Source organism: Streptomyces sp. NPDC107654, assembly GCF_055639035.1.
In genome coordinates, this window is the sequence record NZ_JBVKBI010000012.1 from 154,513 (window position 1) to 171,268 (window position 16,756).

Annotated in this window: 16 protein-coding genes and 6 tRNA genes; 13 read left to right on the plus strand and 9 right to left on the minus strand. The window is 73.8% G+C overall.

Annotated features, from left to right (window positions below):
* The first annotated feature begins 111 nt into the window (after window positions 1-111).
* Window positions 112-1,347, plus strand: coding sequence for a uroporphyrinogen-III C-methyltransferase (cobA, locus tag ACZ7N4_RS22390; RefSeq protein ID WP_471360499.1), 1,236 nt, complete (start codon window positions 112-114; stop codon window positions 1,345-1,347).
* 84 nt (window positions 1,348-1,431) lie between these two features.
* Window positions 1,432-2,250, plus strand: coding sequence for a TrmH family RNA methyltransferase (locus tag ACZ7N4_RS22395; RefSeq protein ID WP_471360305.1), 819 nt, complete (start codon window positions 1,432-1,434; stop codon window positions 2,248-2,250).
* 215 nt (window positions 2,251-2,465) lie between these two features.
* Here the strand turns inward: ACZ7N4_RS22395 and ACZ7N4_RS22400 are convergent, their stop codons facing one another.
* Window positions 2,466-3,950, minus strand: a complete 1,485-nt coding sequence (locus tag ACZ7N4_RS22400; RefSeq protein WP_471360308.1) for a serine/threonine-protein kinase — start codon at window positions 3,948-3,950, stop codon at window positions 2,466-2,468.
* 602 nt (window positions 3,951-4,552) lie between these two features.
* On the opposite strand from ACZ7N4_RS22400, the gene ACZ7N4_RS22405 reads away from it, so the two are divergent.
* From ACZ7N4_RS22405 to ACZ7N4_RS22415, 3 genes are all read left to right on the plus strand, one after another.
* Window positions 4,553-4,729, plus strand: coding sequence for a hypothetical protein (locus tag ACZ7N4_RS22405; protein ID WP_467908803.1), 177 nt, complete (start codon window positions 4,553-4,555; stop codon window positions 4,727-4,729).
* Between the two features lie 739 nt (window positions 4,730-5,468).
* A complete protein-coding gene (locus tag ACZ7N4_RS22410; RefSeq protein ID WP_471360311.1) occupies window positions 5,469-6,461 on the plus strand; it encodes a phosphotransferase family protein in 993 nt (330 codons plus the stop codon).
* Between the two features lie 80 nt (window positions 6,462-6,541).
* Entirely contained in the window at window positions 6,542-6,838 is a 297-nt protein-coding gene (locus ACZ7N4_RS22415; protein ID WP_471360314.1) for a TFIIB-type zinc ribbon-containing protein, read from the plus strand.
* Window positions 6,839-6,934: 96 nt separating this feature from the next.
* On the opposite strand, the gene ACZ7N4_RS22420 is transcribed toward ACZ7N4_RS22415, so the two are convergent.
* From ACZ7N4_RS22420 to ACZ7N4_RS22440, 5 genes are all read right to left on the minus strand, one after another.
* A tRNA-Val gene (locus ACZ7N4_RS22420) sits at window positions 6,935-7,006 on the minus strand.
* Window positions 7,007-7,035: 29 nt separating this feature from the next.
* Window positions 7,036-7,107, minus strand: a tRNA-Val gene (locus tag ACZ7N4_RS22425).
* Window positions 7,108-7,147: 40 nt separating this feature from the next.
* Window positions 7,148-7,219, minus strand: a tRNA-Val gene (locus ACZ7N4_RS22430).
* A 1-nt stretch (window position 7,220) separates the two neighbouring features.
* Window positions 7,221-7,294 (minus strand) — tRNA-Cys (locus ACZ7N4_RS22435).
* Between the two features lie 38 nt (window positions 7,295-7,332).
* Window positions 7,333-7,405, minus strand: a tRNA-Gly gene (locus ACZ7N4_RS22440).
* Between the two features lie 178 nt (window positions 7,406-7,583).
* Here ACZ7N4_RS22440 and ACZ7N4_RS22445 point away from each other — a divergent pair.
* The 3 genes from ACZ7N4_RS22445 to ACZ7N4_RS22455 are packed head-to-tail and all read left to right on the plus strand — an operon-like array spanning window position 7,584 to window position 10,319.
* Window positions 7,584-8,627, plus strand: a complete 1,044-nt coding sequence (locus tag ACZ7N4_RS22445) for a chorismate-binding protein (RefSeq protein ID WP_471360317.1) — start codon at window positions 7,584-7,586, stop codon at window positions 8,625-8,627.
* Complete coding sequence (locus tag ACZ7N4_RS22450) at window positions 8,624-9,445, plus strand: aminotransferase class IV (RefSeq protein WP_471360320.1); 822 nt, start codon at window positions 8,624-8,626, stop codon at window positions 9,443-9,445. Before ACZ7N4_RS22445 ends, ACZ7N4_RS22450 begins: the two co-directional genes overlap by 4 nt.
* A gap of 49 nt (window positions 9,446-9,494) precedes the next feature.
* Window positions 9,495-10,319 (plus strand): GNAT family N-acetyltransferase, encoded by an 825-nt coding sequence (locus ACZ7N4_RS22455; RefSeq protein WP_471360322.1) that lies wholly within the window; start codon window positions 9,495-9,497, stop codon window positions 10,317-10,319.
* A gap of 111 nt (window positions 10,320-10,430) precedes the next feature.
* Here the strand turns inward: ACZ7N4_RS22455 and ACZ7N4_RS22460 are convergent, their stop codons facing one another.
* A complete protein-coding gene (locus ACZ7N4_RS22460; RefSeq protein WP_471360325.1) occupies window positions 10,431-10,958 on the minus strand; it encodes a DsbA family protein in 528 nt (175 codons plus the stop codon).
* A gap of 449 nt (window positions 10,959-11,407) precedes the next feature.
* Between ACZ7N4_RS22460 and ACZ7N4_RS22465 the strand changes: the two genes are divergently transcribed.
* Complete coding sequence (locus tag ACZ7N4_RS22465) at window positions 11,408-11,872, plus strand: hypothetical protein (RefSeq protein ID WP_471360502.1); 465 nt, start codon at window positions 11,408-11,410, stop codon at window positions 11,870-11,872.
* Window positions 11,873-12,004: 132 nt separating this feature from the next.
* Window positions 12,005-12,178: a hypothetical protein gene (locus ACZ7N4_RS22470; protein WP_467929192.1), complete on the plus strand. Its 174-nt coding sequence runs from the start codon at window positions 12,005-12,007 to the stop codon at window positions 12,176-12,178.
* Window positions 12,179-12,247: 69 nt separating this feature from the next.
* Here ACZ7N4_RS22470 and ACZ7N4_RS22475 read toward each other — a convergent pair whose 3' ends face one another.
* Window positions 12,248-12,808: a CGNR zinc finger domain-containing protein gene (locus ACZ7N4_RS22475; protein ID WP_471360328.1), complete on the minus strand. Its 561-nt coding sequence runs from the start codon at window positions 12,806-12,808 to the stop codon at window positions 12,248-12,250.
* 329 nt (window positions 12,809-13,137) lie between these two features.
* Complete coding sequence (locus ACZ7N4_RS22480) at window positions 13,138-13,551, minus strand: SsgA family sporulation/cell division regulator (protein WP_004002642.1); 414 nt, start codon at window positions 13,549-13,551, stop codon at window positions 13,138-13,140.
* 191 nt (window positions 13,552-13,742) lie between these two features.
* Here ACZ7N4_RS22480 and ACZ7N4_RS22485 point away from each other — a divergent pair, with 191 nt between their 5' ends.
* From ACZ7N4_RS22485 to ACZ7N4_RS22495, 3 genes are all read left to right on the plus strand, one after another.
* Entirely contained in the window at window positions 13,743-14,219 is a 477-nt protein-coding gene (locus ACZ7N4_RS22485) for a TIGR02611 family protein (RefSeq protein WP_471360330.1), read from the plus strand.
* Between the two features lie 84 nt (window positions 14,220-14,303).
* Window positions 14,304-14,375 (plus strand) — tRNA-Val (locus tag ACZ7N4_RS22490).
* A gap of 529 nt (window positions 14,376-14,904) precedes the next feature.
* Window positions 14,905-16,029 carry an alpha/beta fold hydrolase gene (locus ACZ7N4_RS22495; RefSeq protein WP_471360333.1) on the plus strand — a complete coding sequence of 375 codons (1,125 nt, stop codon included), beginning with the start codon at window positions 14,905-14,907 and terminating at the stop codon, window positions 16,027-16,029.
* Window positions 16,030-16,756 lie beyond the last annotated feature (727 nt).

Genomic DNA, 16,756 nt, shown 5'->3' on the forward strand with positions numbered 1-16,756 from the left:
CTGCCGGACCACCCGTGCCGTGCGCCGTGTCCACGGCATAAAATCCGCACGTCAGGGCCGCTCCGAAGGTGCAGCGCGCCCATGCCACCGCTGCACGAGGAGCCGTACCTCATGGCCGAACACCCCGCCTACCCCGTAGGCCTCCGCCTCTCCGGCCGCCGCGTGGTCGTCCTCGGCGGCGGCCAGGTCGCCCAGCGCCGCCTCCCGGCCCTGATCGCCGCGGGCGCCGACATCGTCCTCGTGTCCCCCGGGGCGACCCCCTCGGTCGAGGCCATGGCGGACGCGGGCGAGATCACCTGGGTGAGGCGCGCGTACGAGGACGGCGACCTCGCCGAGGCCTGGTACGCCCTCATCGCCACCAGCGACCCGGAGGCCAACACGCGGGCCTCCGCGGAGGCGGAGCGGCACCGCGTCTGGTGCGTCCGCTCCGACGACGCCGACCAGGCGACCGCGTGGACCCCGGCGACCGGTCACAGCGAGGGCGTCACCGTCGCCGTACTCACCACGCACGCGCGTGGCCGCGACCCCCGGCACACCGCCGCCATCCGGGACGCGGTCGTCGAGGGCCTGCGCGACGGCACCCTCGTCGCCCCGCACCACCGCACCCGCACCGCCGGCGTGGCCCTGGTCGGCGGCGGCCCCGGCGACCCGGACCTGATCACGGTCCGCGGCCGGCGCCTGCTCGCCGAGGCGGACGTCGTCATCGCCGACCGGCTCGGCCCGCGCGACCTGCTCGCCGAACTCCCGCCGCACGTCGAGGTCATCGACGCGGCGAAGATCCCGTACGGCCGCTACATGGCCCAGGAGGCCATCAACAACGCGCTCGTCGAGCACGCCAAGCAGGGCAAGGCGGTGGTCCGGCTCAAGGGCGGCGACCCGTACGTCTTCGGCCGGGGCATGGAGGAGGTGCGGGCGCTCGCCGAGGCCGGCATCCCGTGCACCGTGGTGCCGGGCATCTCCAGTTCCATCTCGGTGCCGGGCGCGGCCGGCATCCCGGTCACGCACCGGGGCGTCGCCCACGAGTTCACCGTGGTCAGCGGGCATGTGGCGCCCGACGACGAGCGCTCCCTGGTCGACTGGCCGTCGCTCGCCAGGCTCACCGGCACGCTCGTGGTCCTCATGGGCGTCGACAAGATCGGCAAGATCGCCGAGACGCTCGTCGCGCACGGCAAGTCCCCCGAGACGCCGGTCGCCCTGGTGCAGGAGGGCACCACGGCTTCGCAGCGGCGCGTGGACGCCACCCTGGCCACGGTCGCCGAGACGGTACGGGCCGAGGACGTGAAGCCCCCGGCGGTCATCGTCATCGGCGACGTCGTCCGCGTCGGGCCTGAGCACCCCCCGGCGTGACCTTGGCTTGATCACGCGTAACCCGGGGTAACCCACCCCTCCCCAGCCGTTGGCACCACACCCAGGACAAGGCAGTATCACCCTGTGGCCGATCTCATCACCGTCGAGGATCCCGACGACCCGCGCCTGAGCGACTACACGGGCCTGACCGACGTCGAGCTGCGCCGCAAGCGCGAGCCCGCCGAGGGCCTGTTCATCGCCGAGGGCGAGAAGGTCATCCGCCGGGCCAAGGAAGCCGGCTACGAGATGCGGTCGATGCTGCTCTCCGCCAAGTGGATCGACGTCATGCGCGACGTCATCGACGAACTCCCGGCCCCGGTGTACGCCGTCAGTCCCGAGCTCGCCGAACGCGTCACCGGCTACCACGTGCACCGCGGCGCCCTCGCCTCCATGCAGCGCAAGCCGCTGCCCACGGCCGGCGAACTGCTCCGCTCCGCCCGCCGGGTGGTGATCATGGAGTCGGTGAACGACCACACCAACATCGGCGCCATCTTCCGCTCGGCGGCGGCCCTCGGCATGGACGCGGTGCTGCTGTCGCCCGACTGCGCCGACCCGCTCTACCGACGGAGCGTCAAGGTCTCCATGGGCGCGGTGTTCTCCGTGCCGTACGCCCGGCTGGAGACCTGGCCCCGGGACCTGGACGCGGTCCGCGAGGCCGGCTTCACCCTGCTCGCGCTCACACCGGACGACAAGGCCCGCACCCTGGACGAGGCCGCCCCGCACACCATGGACCGGGTCGCCCTCATGCTCGGCGCCGAGGGCGGCGGACTGTCCACACAGGCGCTGGTCGCCGCCGACGAATGGGTCCGCATCCCGATGTCCCACGGCGTCGACTCGCTCAACGTGGGCGCGGCGGCCGCGGTCGCCTTCTACGCGGTGGCGACAGGCCGACCGACCTCCTGACGACGCCACCTCCCGACCACGCGACCTCCTGACCGCGGTGTTGTGGCGGCTGTTCCGGCCGAGCGCTTCCTGTGGCGCTGTCCCGCCCGGCCGTTTCGGCGGCGCTGGTACGACCGGGCTGTTTCGGCGGCGCTGGTACGACCGGGCTGTTTCGGCGGCGCTGGTACGACCGGGCTGTTTCGGCGGCGCTGGTACGACCGAGGTGTCGGCCGTCCTCAGTTCCCGGCGTCGTGGCTCAGCTTCGACCGCTGGTCGGCGGACATGGTCTTCCCGTCGATCGTCGGCGGGTAGCCGGGCTGCGAGTGCCGCAACCGCTGGACTCCGCCGTCGTCGCCGAGGCCGCGCGCCGGGCCCTGGCAGCCCTGGGCCACGGCGATGCCGAGGGCGACCAGCAGCGTCACCACCACGAACACGAACAGCCGCTGCCGCAGCAGACGGGGGTTGGCGGGCCGCCGTCCGGTCCGCGCCGGGCGCTGCCCCTGCCGCCCCGAGCCGCCGCGCGGAGCGGGCCGGCCACCGCCGGAGCGCGGCCCGCGGCCCCGCGGTACCGGGGTGGGACGCGCCGTACCCGACCGGTTCGAGGCGGTGGCGCCCCCGCGCGCACCGCTGCCGCCGCGTGAAGGGGCTCCGCCCCGGGACGGCGCGTCGGCCCGCGAGGACGCCCCGCCCCTGCCCGGCGCCTCACCGCGCGAGACCGGCCCGCCGCGCGACGGCACCCCGCCCCGAGCCGGGGTGCCTCCGTGCGGCAGCGGCGTACCGGGGGAGGTACGCCGCTGGGCGCGCTGCTGCTCGGGATAGGTGTCGACGAGCCGTCCGGTGGGCCGGTCCGCCTCGGCGGCACGCGGCGCGGGCGGTCGTACGCCGTCCAGGCCCTGCGCTTCCCGGGCGGCGATCTCCTTCAGCCGCAGCGACAGCTGCAGGGTGCTCGGCCGTTCGTCCGGGTCCTTCGCCAGACAGGCCCGGATCAGCGGGGCGAGCGCGTCCGGTACGCCGTGCAGCTGCGGTTCCTCGTGCACCACCCGGTACAGCATCACCTCGGAACTGCCGTGCCCGAAGGGCGAGTCACCGGTCGAGGCGTACGCCAGGGTGGCGCCCAGGGAGAACACGTCGGTGGCCGGGGTGACCGCGGCGCCGCGCACCTGCTCCGGGGCGAGGAAGCCGGGGGAGCCGACCGCGGTGCCCACATGGGTGAGCGTGGAGGCACCGGTGGCCCAGGCGATGCCGAAGTCGATGATCCGCGGCCCCTTGGGGGACAGCAGGATGTTGGAGGGCTTCAGGTCCCGGTGGACGACACCGGCCTCGTGTACGGCGACCAGGCCCTCGGACAGGGCCGCGCCGACCGCCGCGGTGTCCGCCGCGCCGAGCGCGCCCTCGTCGGCGACCTTGTCGTGCAGGGAGGGGCCGGGTACGTACTGGGTGGCGAACCAGGGCCGCTCGGCCTCCAGGTCGGCGGCGACCAGCCGAGCCGTGCACCCGCCCCGGATGCGCCGGGCGGCCGACACCTCGCGCGCGAACCGCGACCGGAACTCCTGGTCCTCCGCCAGGTCGGGCCGGATCACCTTGAGCGCGACCCGCTGCCCCTTCTTGTCGGAACCGAGATAGACCACGCCCATCCCGCCCGCGCCGAGCCGTCGGTGAAGCCTGAACGAGCCGACGACGCGCGGGTCCTCGCGCCTCAGGCGCATCATCGCCATGTTCATCCCCGCTGCCCGGTCCTGTGACGTGGCACAGCTTACGTTTCCACGGCCGCCTGCGCGCAGAGGCCGCGCCCTCTCGGCCGGACGGATTGTGTGGGCCGACCGGGGGAGGTGAAACCGGGTCAGGAAGCCGCCTTCCACGGCGACTTCCGGTCATCGCGCACGCCAACCAGCCAAAGGCGCAGGCGATTTGGCCTGACGCGAGGCAACGTTGGAGGAGGCCGCATCCCACCCCGGTGATGCCGTGCGGCGACCCGCGGACCCGGCCGGCCCCCGGACCGCGTCCCTCCCCCCGCACCCGCCCGGAGCCCGACCCGAGTGATCGAAGTCACTCCTCCCGGCCTCCGGGATTCTTCGGGCAAGCCCGGACAGAGCGGACCACCCCCTCCGGGAAGACCCCGACACCCGGGCCTGCGTCTCCACCCAGGGGAGTACTTCGCAGGTCACGGCTCATCCTCCGGGAGGCCCGGCAATCGGTACGAGGGCATGACGCCCCGTGTGCGCAGCGCACCTAGATTTGAGGTCGAGCGGCGGGTGCGGCACTCGTCCCCCGAGGTCAGGCACCCGCCGCCGCAGATGACAACCGAACGGTCAGGAGAGGGACCATGGCCCACACGGCACCGCGACGCACCGCGTTCGTCCCACGCCGGACGGGCCGTCGCCACCCCTTGGTGGCGACGCTCATGGCCCTCCCCCTGGCGGCCCTGCTCCTGCTGGTCTTCGACGGCTGGGAGACGGTGGCCACACAGGCGTCGTCCGTGGGTGCGATGCTGGGGCGCTGAGCGGCGACCCCCAGTGCCCGGAAGAGCGGTCCGGGCGGGGACATCCATCCATGAAACCCCGTGGGGACGGGGGTGCGGCGGACGGCACAAATGCCGGCGCAGCTGGGGAGCTGCGCCGGCATTGGCCGTTGTGCCCGCACTGCTCCAGTCGTCTGGCCGTGCCGCTTCAGCCGTTCGGCCGTCCTGCCGGGCTGGTCCAGCCGTTTCAGCGCCGAGGGCCTGTGGGTCGTGTGTCGCCTGGAGCCCGCGCGCTGGTCGCGCAGTTCCCCGCGCCCCTGGGGAACTGCAGCACCGTCGGCTGCCCGGCACCGCGGCCTGCGGACAGCCGTGCCGCCGTGGCCAAGGGCGATCGCGTCGGTGGGTGGCGGCCGATCCGTCAGTGGTCGTCGTGCCGTCGTAGCTGCGGGCGGTCGTGCTGCTGGGTACCGCCCGGCAGTGGTCGTCGTCCCGCCTGACAGTGGTCGTCGTCCCGCCCGGCTGCGGGCAGTCGTGCCGCCAGGGGCGGCACGGGTGGGCGCAGCGGCACCCCGCCGGCGCGGGCAAGCGCCCCGACCCCCGGCCCGCCCCAGTACCCTCAGCCGAACAGCCAACCCCGCCCGAGGCAGCCTTGACCGCAGACACAGGTGCAGACGCAGGCACCGGCACCGGCAGCAGTACCGGCACCGGCACCGGCACTGACATCAGCACGACCCCCCACCCCACCGCAGAACCCCCCGCCCTCATACCCGCCCTGACCGCCATGGCCACGGCCGCAGCCCACCCCCACACCCCCACCGCCCTTCCCCCCTGCACCCGCGCCTGCGCCCACGCAACCCTCGCCGACCGTCAGGACGCCACCGTCGTCCGGCACGCCGGCACCGTCGCCAAGGCGCACGCCCCGGACACCGACCCCGTCGCCCTGACCCTCCGCGTCACCACGGCCGCCCACCTCCCGGACGTACTGCTGCCGCCGCTCGCCCCCACCCCGGCCACCCTGTACGACCGCCCGGTGACCCTCTGGCCGTACGGCCTCCCGGTCGACCCGGACGACCCGGACGCGGCCCCCTGGGAGGCCGCCGCCACCCTCCTCGCCCGGCTGCACCGCACCCCCGTCCCCACAGGCCTCCCCCCGATGCGCGGCCCCGCGAAGGCCGCGCGCGCCCTCGACCGGCTCCAGGCGGCGCTGCGCCCCGCGCCCGACGCGGCCACCGGCCCCGCGCCCGACGCGGCCACCGGCCTGGCCGCCCGCCCCGCAGCCCGCCCCGTCCTGGACGCCTGGGCCGCCCTGCCCGCCTGGGCCCGCGCCGAGGCCCCGATGCCCGGCCCGCCGGCGCTGTGCCACGGCGACCTGCACCTCGGCCAGCTCGTCCGGCACCCGGCGCCGGACGGCCCGTGGAAGCTGATCGACGTCGACGACCTCGGCGCCGGCGTCCCGGCGTGGGACCTCGCCCGCCCGGCCGCCTGGTACGCCTGCGGACTCCTCCCGCCCGACGAGTGGGGCCGCTTCCTGACCGCCTACCGGCGGGCCGGCGGCCCGGCCGTGCCGGCGGACGGCGATCCCTGGCCCGCCCTGGACGTCCCGGCCCGCGCGCTCACCGTGCAGACGGCCGCCCTGGCGCTCACCAAGGCGCTCGCCGCGGACCGCCGGCTGGACGAGGTGGAGCAGGCCGTCGTCGACGCCTGCGCCCGCATGCCGTCCGTGCCCCCGCGGGTGCCCCGCCCCGCTCGGCCCGCGGCCGGATTCCCGGGCTAGGCTGCAACCGCCCGGGCCCGGACGGAGTCTGTCCTGGGGAAAAGAGAAGCAGGACCGAACGGCGAGGAGTTGAGCCGAGCATGCAGTGTCCGAAGTGCCATGCGCCGATGCACACCTACAACCGCAACGGCGTCCAGATCGAGCAGTGCAGCGGCTGCCGCGGCATCTTCCTCGACTACGGCGAGCTGGAGGCGCTGACCCGCCTGGAGTCCCAGTGGTCGCAGCCGGCCCCGCCGCCCCCGCCCGCCGCGCCGCAGGCCTACCCGGCCGCCCCGCCCGCGCCCGCCTGGGGCGCCCCGCACGGAGGACACGGCGGCCACGGCCACCACGGCCACCACCGGCACAAGAGTTTCGGCCACATGCTCTTCTCCAGCTGAGCCGTCGGCGGCTGAGCACCCAGCTGAGCCGCCGGGCCGCCTGAGCACACGCAGAAGCCCCCGGCCGTACGAGACGGCCGGGGGCTTCTTGCTGTGTGGACGATACTGGGATTGAACCAGTGACCTCTTCCGTGTCAGGGAAGCGCTCTCCCGCTGAGCTAATCGTCCGCGGACCGTGACCCAGGAGTCACAGGCAGTGCGCGATACTGGGATTGAACCAGTGACCTCTTCCGTGTCAGGGAAGCGCTCTCCCGCTGAGCTAATCGCGCGGGTGGGATCTTCGAGAAGATCCAGGATCCGAAGATCCAGTGGACGATACTGGGATTGAACCAGTGACCTCTTCCGTGTCAGGGAAGCGCTCTCCCGCTGAGCTAATCGTCCTTGGAGGTGGAGACGGGATTTGAACCCGTGTAGACGGCTTTGCAGGCCGTTGCCTCGCCTCTCGGCCACTCCACCAGGAGTGTAGGGGATCGGGATGACCCCTTCTTCCTTCGAGCGGACGACGAGGTTCGAACTCGCGACCTCAACCTTGGCAAGGTTGCGCTCTACCAACTGAGCTACGTCCGCCTGTCGTTTCGGTCCGCTTCCGCGTCCCGGCGACGTGTTGAACTCTAGCGGATTCCCGGGCCAGCACAAAAACGCGTTTGCGCAGCGTGCTGCGGTGCGTCCGACGGACCCGGTGGTCAGGGCCCCCTCCGGGACATCCCGGGGCCACCCGGCGGACACCCGCCCTAGACTCGACCACGTGCTCCACCACGCTCCTCTCGCGCGTTTCGGCGACCGTGTCGCCACCGGCCTCCTCGACGTCACCAGCGATCCGGCCGCCCTGGACTCCACCGGCTTCTGGGCCGTCTGCCAGGACTTCGAGGGCCGGCTGACCTGCGCCCGTTTCGCGGACGTACGGGAGGAGCCGGTGCCCGCCCCGGCACCGGGGCGCTGGCGGGGCCCGGCGGTGGAGGACTGGACCTCCTCCCTGGACCGCGCCGCCTACACGGCGGCCGTCCGCCGGATCCGCGAGCACATCGCGGCCGGCGAGGTCTACCAGGCCAACCTCTGCCGGGTGCTCAGCGCGCCCGTCGCCCCCGGCGCCGACGTGGACGCCCTGACCGCCCTGCTGGCCCGCGGCAACCCCGCACCCTACGCAGGAACGATTCGGTTGCCGGAGCGCGGCGTGGAGATCGCCACCGCCTCGCCCGAGCTGTTCCTGCGCCGGGACGGCCGTACCGTCGAGTCCGGACCGATCAAGGGCACCGGACGCACCGAGGCGGACCTCCTGGAGAAGGACTACGCCGAGAACGTGATGATCGTGGACCTGGTCCGCAACGACATCGGCCGCGTCTGTACGACCGGCAGCGTGACGGTCCCCGACCTGTGCGCCGTGGAGAAGCACCCCGGGCTCGTCCACCTCGTCTCCACCGTCCGAGGGGAGCTGCGCACGGGCGCCGGCTGGCCGGAGCTGCTGGCCGCGGCCTTCCCGCCCGGCTCGGTCACCGGCGCCCCCAAGTCCAGCGCCCTGCGGATCATCGAGGCGCTGGAGACGGCCCCGCGCGGCCCGTACTGCGGCGGCATCGGCTGGGTGGACGCCGACCGCGGCACCGCCGAGCTGGCCGTCGGCATCCGCACCTTCTGGATCGACCGCGCCGCGGGCGTCCTGCGCTTCGGCACCGGCGCCGGCATCACCTGGGGCTCCGACCCGGAAGGGGAGTGGCACGAGACCGAGCTGAAGGCGTCCCGGCTGCTCGCGGTGGCGTCGGGGACGTACGAGGAGACCGAGGGGGCGCTCATATGAGGATCTGGCTCGACGGCGGCCTGCGGGACCTGGAGTCCGCCCGGGTCTCCGTCCTCGACCACGGCCTGACCGTCGGCGACGGCGTCTTCGAGACCGTCAAGGCGGTGGACGGCACACCGTTCGCGCTCACCCGGCACCTCGACCGCCTGACCCGCTCGGCCCGCGGCCTCGGCCTGCCCGACCCCGACCACGACGAGGTCCGCCGCGCCTGTACGGCCGTACTGGAGGCCGACCCGGTGCCGCTGGGCCGGCTGCGGATCACCTACACCGGCGGCCACGGCCCCCTCGGCGTCGGCCGCGGCGAGCACGGCCCCACCCTCGTGGTCGCCGTCGGCGAGACCGCCCGCCGCCCGGACTCCACCGCCGCGATCACCGTCCCGTGGACCCGCAACGAACGCGGCGCCCTCGTCGGCGTGAAGACCACCTCGTACGCCGAGAACGTCGTCGCCCTGGCCCGTGCCCACCAACACGGAGCCTCCGAGGCCCTGTTCGGCAACACGGTCGGACAGCTCTGCGAGGGCACCGGGTCCAACGTCTTCGTCGTCCTGGACGGCGAGATCCACACCCCGCCCGTCACCTCCGGCTGCCTGCCCGGCATCACCCGGGCCCTGGTCGTGGAGTGGACCGGCGCGAAGGAGACCGACCTGCCACTGGACGTGCTGCGGCGCGCCGACGAGGTCTTCCTGACGTCCACCCTGCGGGACGTACAGGCCCTGCACCAGGTGGACGACCGCGAACTGCCCGTCACTCCGGGCCCGGTGACCGCCGAGGTCATGCGGATCTTCGCCGAGCGGTCCGCCCAGGACCTGGACCCCTGAGCCGGAAAACAGGCTGACGCGGGCGGTCGCCGTGGGTAGAACACCTGTGATGACCACGACCCTGCGGCCGGCCGAGCCGCTCCAGCAGCACCCCGACGGAACCCGCTCCCGCCGCTACACGGTGTGCGTGAACAGCCGCCCCGTCGGCGAGATCCACCTCGGCACCTCCCCGTCGCTCGGCGACTCGGTGGCCCGCCTCATCGACCTCCGGATCGCCGAACCGGACCGGCGGCGCGGCCGGGGCACCGTCGCCGCGCTCGCCGCGGAGGAGGTGGCCCGCGGCTGGGGCTGCACCCAGCTGGAGACCGTGGTGCCGGCCGCCGCGGAGGCCGCGCTGCGCCTGTTCGCCGCCCTCGGCTACACCCTGCGCAACCGCGTCATGGAGAAACGCCTCGGCGCCACCCCGCCCCCGCTGCCGGCGGACAGCCGGGCGCGGCCCATGACCGGCGCCGAGTTCGAGGCGTGGCGGGAGGCGGAGACCGAGCGGTACGTGCGCTCGTGGACCGGGCGGGGCCTGCCGGAAGCCGTGGCCCGCGCCAAGGCCCGCAGCGATCACGCGCGGCTGCTGCCGCGGGGGCTCGCGACCGAGGGCATGCTCTTCAGCGTGCTGGAGCACGCGGGCGGCCCGGTCGGCACGCTGTGGCTGGCCCTGGAGGAGGCCAGGGCGTACGTCTTCGACGTCCAGACCGACGCGGCCCACCGCGGCAGGGGACACGGCCGTACGCTCATGCTCCTGGCGGAGCGCCAGGCGATCGAGGCCGGCCGTCCGGTCCTCGGCCTCAACGTCTTCGCGGACAACACCCCGGCCGAGCGGCTCTACGCGTCACTCGGCTACGAGACGGTGACCCGTTCCCTGAGCAAGACCCTGCTGTAACGCCGGGCCCGGTCGCCCGACTCCACCGCTTCCGCGGCCCCGCCGGGCCCCTCCGCCCCTCGGTTCCGTCGATCCCGTCGGTCCCCTCGGTCCCCTCGGTCCTCGCGGTGATCAGCGGCCGTCGCGGTCGGCCAGCAGGCGGTCCACGGTCTCCTCGATGCGTGCGCGCAGCCCTTCCTGGCTCTTGCCGCCGTCGAGACGTTCGCCGTCGATGACGTACGTCGGGGTGCCGGTCACACCGATCGCCTTGCCCTCGGCCTGGTCGGCGTCCACGGCCAGGATGTGCCGGCCGTCGATCAGAGCGGTGTCGAACTCCTCGGCGTCCAGCCCGAGTTCCCTGGCCACCTCGACCAGGAAGGGCTCCCCCTGACGGTCCAGCTCCGCCACCCGCTCCAGCACGGCCTCCACGTACGGCCAGCCCTTGCCCTGCTCCAGCGCCTCCTCGGCGGCCTGGGCGGCGGCGAAGGCGTGCTTGTGCTTCTCCAGCGGGAAGTGCCGCAGCCGCAGCTCCAGCCGGTCGCCGTAGCGGGCGCGCAGGGCGCGGACGTCGTCCAGGGCGGTGCGGCAGTCGGGGCACTGCAGTTCGCACCAGACGTCGAGGACGAGGGCATCGGTGCGTGCGGGGGAGGAGTCGCTCATGCCCACCAGTCTTCCAGGCCGGGCGCGGGCGACCCAATCGAGACGTCGGCGGCCGGGGCGCGACCAGCACTCGGGGCGCGACCAGCACTCGGGAGGGGGCCGGCGTGCCGGGCGAGCGGTGTTCGGGAGGGGACCGGCACTTCAAGGGGACTGGCACTTCAAGGGGGCCGGTGCTCCGAGGGGACCGGTGATCGGGAGGGGCCGCACTCCGAGGGGACCGGCACTCCGGCGGAGACCGGCACCCGGAGGAGACCGGCACTCCGGAGGGGGCCGGCGCCTCGGATCGGGCGCGGCACTCGCGAGGGACGCGGCACTGGTGACCGGCCACGCAGGGTGGAGGCGACCCGGAGGCGACCCGGAGATGTCCCTGATGTCCCGCTGGAGCATGGCATCGAGGGGATCCGGCGGTGCACGATGGAAGCGACGAGACGACCTGCCTGGAGGACCGGATGATCGCCGAGACAGTCTGCTCCGCCGTGTCCGCGGCGGGCCTGGGTATCGCGGTGGTCACGGCCTACCGCAAGCGTTTCCTGGCGGCGGCCCGCCTCGCGGCCTACTCGCTGGTGCCGATCGGCCTGGTGTTGACCGGAGTCGTCGGCTGGCTCGCCGACACCGCTCTCAGCCCCACCGCCTGGGCGGGCTTCGGCCTGCTGGGCGCCGCATGGCTGCTGTTCGCCGGTACACGCGCCGTGGAGCGGCGGCGCGGAGGCGCCGGCGCCGACCGCAAGGCGGCAGGGCGGGCGGAGCGGGCCGGCCGGGACGCGGTGGCTCCCACGGCCTCGGCGCCGTCCCTGGGCGGGACCGGCCGCGGCGCCGGCCACCCCGGCGCGCGTCCCTCCGCCGCTCCCCGGACCGCCGACTCCGCCGAGGACTTCAGTGACATCGAGGCGATCCTCAAGAAGCACGGCATATGACAGTCACATGATTCGGTGAAACGACACAGTGTGTCCCCGGGCGTCCGGAATCGTTCACCAGCCGAACGAGACCTGGCCGTATCGGCGAACTCCCGCAAGATCCCTGTGCGCTGATCGCGGCCGGGGTGTGGCGTGCGTCATGATCTGCGCGAGATGCTGGACACGACACAGAGCGAGGCCACGCCGCCGAAGGACGAGCCGCGCGGGTGCCTCTTCGCCCTTTCCCAGCCACCGCTGATGATCTTCCTGGCGGTGATCGGGTGTCTGCTCCTCATGGCTGCGCTGCACGATCTGCTGTTGCTGTGAGCCGTACACGTCCGTCCCGGCGCCACCCGCCGGGACCGACGTCGCGCCGGCCTGGCGTGCACGTGCGACTCAGCCCGCCGCCTCCTTGCGCCGGGCCCGGTAGGCGGCGACATGCAGCCGGTTTCCGCAGGTGCGGCTGTCGCAGTAGCGGCGTGAGCGGTTGCGGGAGAGGTCCACGAAGGCGCGCCGGCAGTCCGGTGCCTCACAGCGCCGCAGCCGTTCCCGCTCCCCGGCCACCACGAAGAACGCGAGCGCCATCCCGCAGTCGGCGGCGAGGTGGTCGGCCACGGAGGCGCCGGGCGCGAAGTAGTGCACATGCCAGTCGTAGCCGTCGTGGTCCGTCAGCTGCGGTGTGGTGCCGGCCGCCGCGACCAGTTCGTTGATCATCATGGCCGCGGACCGGGAGTCCGGCGCCGCGAAGATCGCCGCGAACCGTCCCCGGACCCTGCGCACGGCCGAGAGGTCGAATTCCGACAGCACGCCGACGTCGCTCATCCTGTGGTTCCGCACGAAATCCGTGAGGGCAGGGACATCGGGCAGTCCGTCCGCCGCCGCGTCGTCCTCCGGCGCGGTGTTCACCAGATCCACCACGGTGTCGAGGGCGCACCGGGTGTCGTGGGTGATCAGCACGTTTCGCTCCCTGGCCTGAGGGTCGGGCGCGGGCGCCCGCCGATGCTGGCCGATGGTAGCGACAACGGCGCCCACCGCACCCGCCCGTGACCGACCTGGGACCCCCGGTCCGGCTTGCCGGGAGAACGCCACGGAACCCTCCGGGTTCCCGGCTCTGCGATCCGCACCGACCGTAGCCGGCCGCACACAGGCGGCAGCGTTCGTGCGCATGCCTACGCCGTCACCGTGAGCACTCACGGTGACGGCGACGGCCTGTGCCTTATGCGGTTGTCTTGGCCCGAGCCGTCTCCCCGAGTGGACGGCGCCGGGCTGCTTCGTAGGGCCGCGACCTAGCTCTCCGCCAGGATGTGCGACAGCTCCTGATCCAGATCGAAGTGCCGGTGCTCCGTGCCGGGCGGCACGGCGGCGTCGGTTCGCTTCAGGAAGGACTCCAGGGCCCTCGCCGGGGCCTCGAGCAGCGCCTCCCCCTCCGGGGAGCTGAGGGCGATGCACACGACGCCCTGACCATGACTGCGCGATGGCCAGACGCGGACGTCGCCGGTGCCGGTGGGCCGGTGAAGCCCCTCGGCGAGGAGGTCGCGGGCGAACACCCACTCGACGGTCTCCTCGGCTCCGGTGTGGAAGGTGGCGTGCACGGCGTAGGGGTCGGCCGTGTCGTACCGCAGGCCTGCGGGGACAGGCAGGGAGGACTCGCTCGACACAACGAGGCGCAGGTGCAGCTCGCAGCTGACCGTGGTGTTCATAAGCGCCAGGGCCTTTCGCTCAGTGTGCGCTCGGGGATTCGCACGTCGGCGAAATCGACATGCCACCTACGGTGCCGTTGTAAACCCCTCTGAGGGTTTTGCGTGTCTTTAGGTACCTCTTACGGCCGAGAACTCGTACCAGTCGTGCCGCCATTCCGGTGACCGGATTCACTCCGGTAGGGTTTGTCTGTATGAATACGGGGAGTGACGAGCCGGGCGAGGTCGCCGTGGCAGCAGACAAGCCGGGAACAGGCCGGCCCGAGGCCGAACGGGAAGCCGGGCGAGATGCCGAGCGCGGGCTCGGCTCACGCGCGCCGGAATTCGTCAAGGCCCGTCGACTCCTGCACCTGAGCTGGCAGGTCGGGGTCTTCGTGGTCGGCCTCGCGGTGGTCGGCGCGGGCATCGTCATGCTGCCCCTGCCCGGCCCCGGCTGGGTGGTGATCTTCGGCGGCATGGCGATCTGGGCGACCGAGTTCGTCTGGGCCCAGCTCGTGCTCCGCTGGACCAAACGCAAGGTCACCGAGGCGGCCCAGCGGGCCCTCGACCCCAGGGTGCGCCGCCGCAACATCACCCTCACCGTGATCGGACTGGTGGTCATCGGCGTGCTCGCCGGGATCTACCTGTGGAAGTTCGGCCTCGTCGTGCCCTGGAAGATCAAGGACCAGTGACGCGGCTTCGGGGACCGGGCCGTCCGCCGCCCGGCCCCTGGTCGGAAGCACGCCCTGACATGGGGTAATGTTCTTCCTGCGCCCGGGCGATTAGCTCAGTGGGAGAGCGCTTCGTTCACACCGAAGAGGTCACTGGTTCGAACCCAGTATCGCCCACCCGGACCGACGGCCCACCTGCGAGAAGCAGGTGGGCCGTCGGCGTGTCCGCGCCTCGACGGCTCTCTGCGGCGACTACCCGGTCCCGCCCCTGCGCGCCTCCACTGCGGTCCGGCCCCTCTGCGACAGCTCCACAGCGGGCCCGCCGCCTCCCTCCGGCGGCTCCACTCAGGGTCCCGCTCCCGCGGTGGCTCCACTCAGGGACCGCCCTCGCGGCGGCTGACCGCGACACCGCCCCTTCGCTGGCTCCGCTGCGGTCTCGGCCCTGCGGCTGCCGAACCGCCGCGACCCCGCCCCCGCAGCAACTCCACTGACGAGCCGCACCGTGGCAGCTCCCCAGCGTTTTGGTCGCCTCGTCTCGGGCAGCCCGGCGAGGCTCCGGCACCGAGACCGGTCATACACCCGGCCTTTTTGCCGAACCGGCAACAACCCTCGTGCCCGCCCGCCCGCTCACCGGATCATCGTCCTACGGAAGCCGCCCGGCCTGACCCGCGACCACCCAGCAGCCCCCACCACCCCAGGAGGCCCCATGTCGCCCACCACCCCGGACCGCACGCAGGCCACCACCCCCGACCGCCCGCAGCCCCCCGCCTCGAACCACACACCAGCCCCTGCCCCCGACCACTCACCAGCCCCGGACCGCACGCGGGCCCCCGCCCCGGACCGCCCGCACACCCCCGCCCGCCACCTCCTGCTCCCCGCCCCCGCAGGTCGCACCCACCTCGTCCAGCAGGGTCCCGACGACGGTCCCCTCGTGCTGCTCCTGCACGGCTTCCCGGAGTCCTGGTACGCCTGGCGGCACCAGTTGCCGGTGCTCGCGGCCGCCGGTTACCGGGCGGTGGCGATCGATGTCAGGGGCTACGGCCGTTCGTCGAGGCCGGAGTCCGTGGACGCGTACCGGATGCTCGACCTGGTCGCGGACAACGTCGCCGTGGTGGAGGCGCTGGGCGAGCGCCAGGCGGTGGTCGTCGGGCACGACTGGGGTGCGACGATCGCGGCCGTATCCGCCCTGACCAGGCCGGACGTGTTCCGGGCGGTGGGGCTGCTGGGCGTGCCGTACACCCCGCCCGGGGGCCCGCGGCCCAGCGAGGTCTTCGCGGGGATGGCCGGGGAGGAGAGCGGCGAGGAGTTCTACGTGTCGTACTTCCAGCGGCCGGGCCGCGCGGAGGCGGAGATGGAACCGGATGTGCGGGGCTGGCTCGCCGGCTTCTACGCGGCCCTGTCCGCCGACACCATGCCCGCACCGGGCGCGCCCGACCCGCACTTCGTCGGCGCCGGCGGCACGATGCGCGAACGTTTCCCCGCCGGTGTGCTGCCGTCCTGGCTGGGGGAGCGGGACCTCGACGTCCTCGCCGGGGAGTTCGAACGGACGGGACTGACCGGGGCCCTGAACCGGTACCGGAACATGGACCGGGACTGGGCGGACCTGGCGGGCTTCGCGGGCGCCGCGATCGAGCAGCCGTCGCTCTTCATCGGGGGTGCCCGGGACGCCTCCCTCGCCTGGCTGGCCGATGCCGTCAAGGCGTACCCGGAGACCCTGCCCGGACTCCGTGGCTCGCACGTCCTGGACGGATGCGGCCACTTCGTCCAGCAGGAACGCCCGGACGACACGAACCGGATCCTGCTCGCCTGGCTGACGTCCCTGCCCCGCTGAGCCCGCCCGGCTGCGTTCCCGCCCGCTGAGCCCACCGGGCCGGCGTCCTGAGCCTCGCTGAGCTGCCCGCTTGCCTGGCGGACGGTCCCTGCCCGGCTGGGCCCCGGCTGGCGTCTCCGCCCTGAGCGCGCCCACCGCCTGAGGTCCCGCCCCGCCGAGCCGCCTGCCACCTGGCGCCGCCCGCCCGCCTGCCTCACGCCCCAGCCACGCAGAGCCGGCCTGGCTGAGCGTTTCTGCCCCGCTGAGCCCGCCCGCCTTGTCGGCGTCCCCGCCCCGCCGAACTGGCCGGCGTCCCTACCGCTGAGCCTGCCCACCCTGCTGAGCCCACCAGGCCGGGGTCCCTGCCCCGCCGGCCCCCTACCCGCCTGCCGACGTCCCGCCCCGCCGACCCGCCCACCCACCCGCCTGACGCCCGCGCCCCGCCGACCCGCCCACCCACCCGCCTGACGCCCGCGCCCCGCCGAGTCGCCCGCCCATCCGGGCCCACCCGGCCACCTGCCTGACGTCCCTGCCCCCTGAGCCCGCCCGGCTACGTTCCTGCCCCGCCGAACCCGCCCCCTGCCTGACATCCCGTCCCGCCGAGCCGCCTGCCCGCCTGGGCCCGCCCGCCCCCCTGCCTGACGTCCCGTCCCGCCGACCCACCCGCCCGCCTGGGCCCACCCGCCCCCTGCCTGACGTCACTGCCCCCGCTAAGCCGCCTGCCCACCTGGGCCCACCCACCCACTCA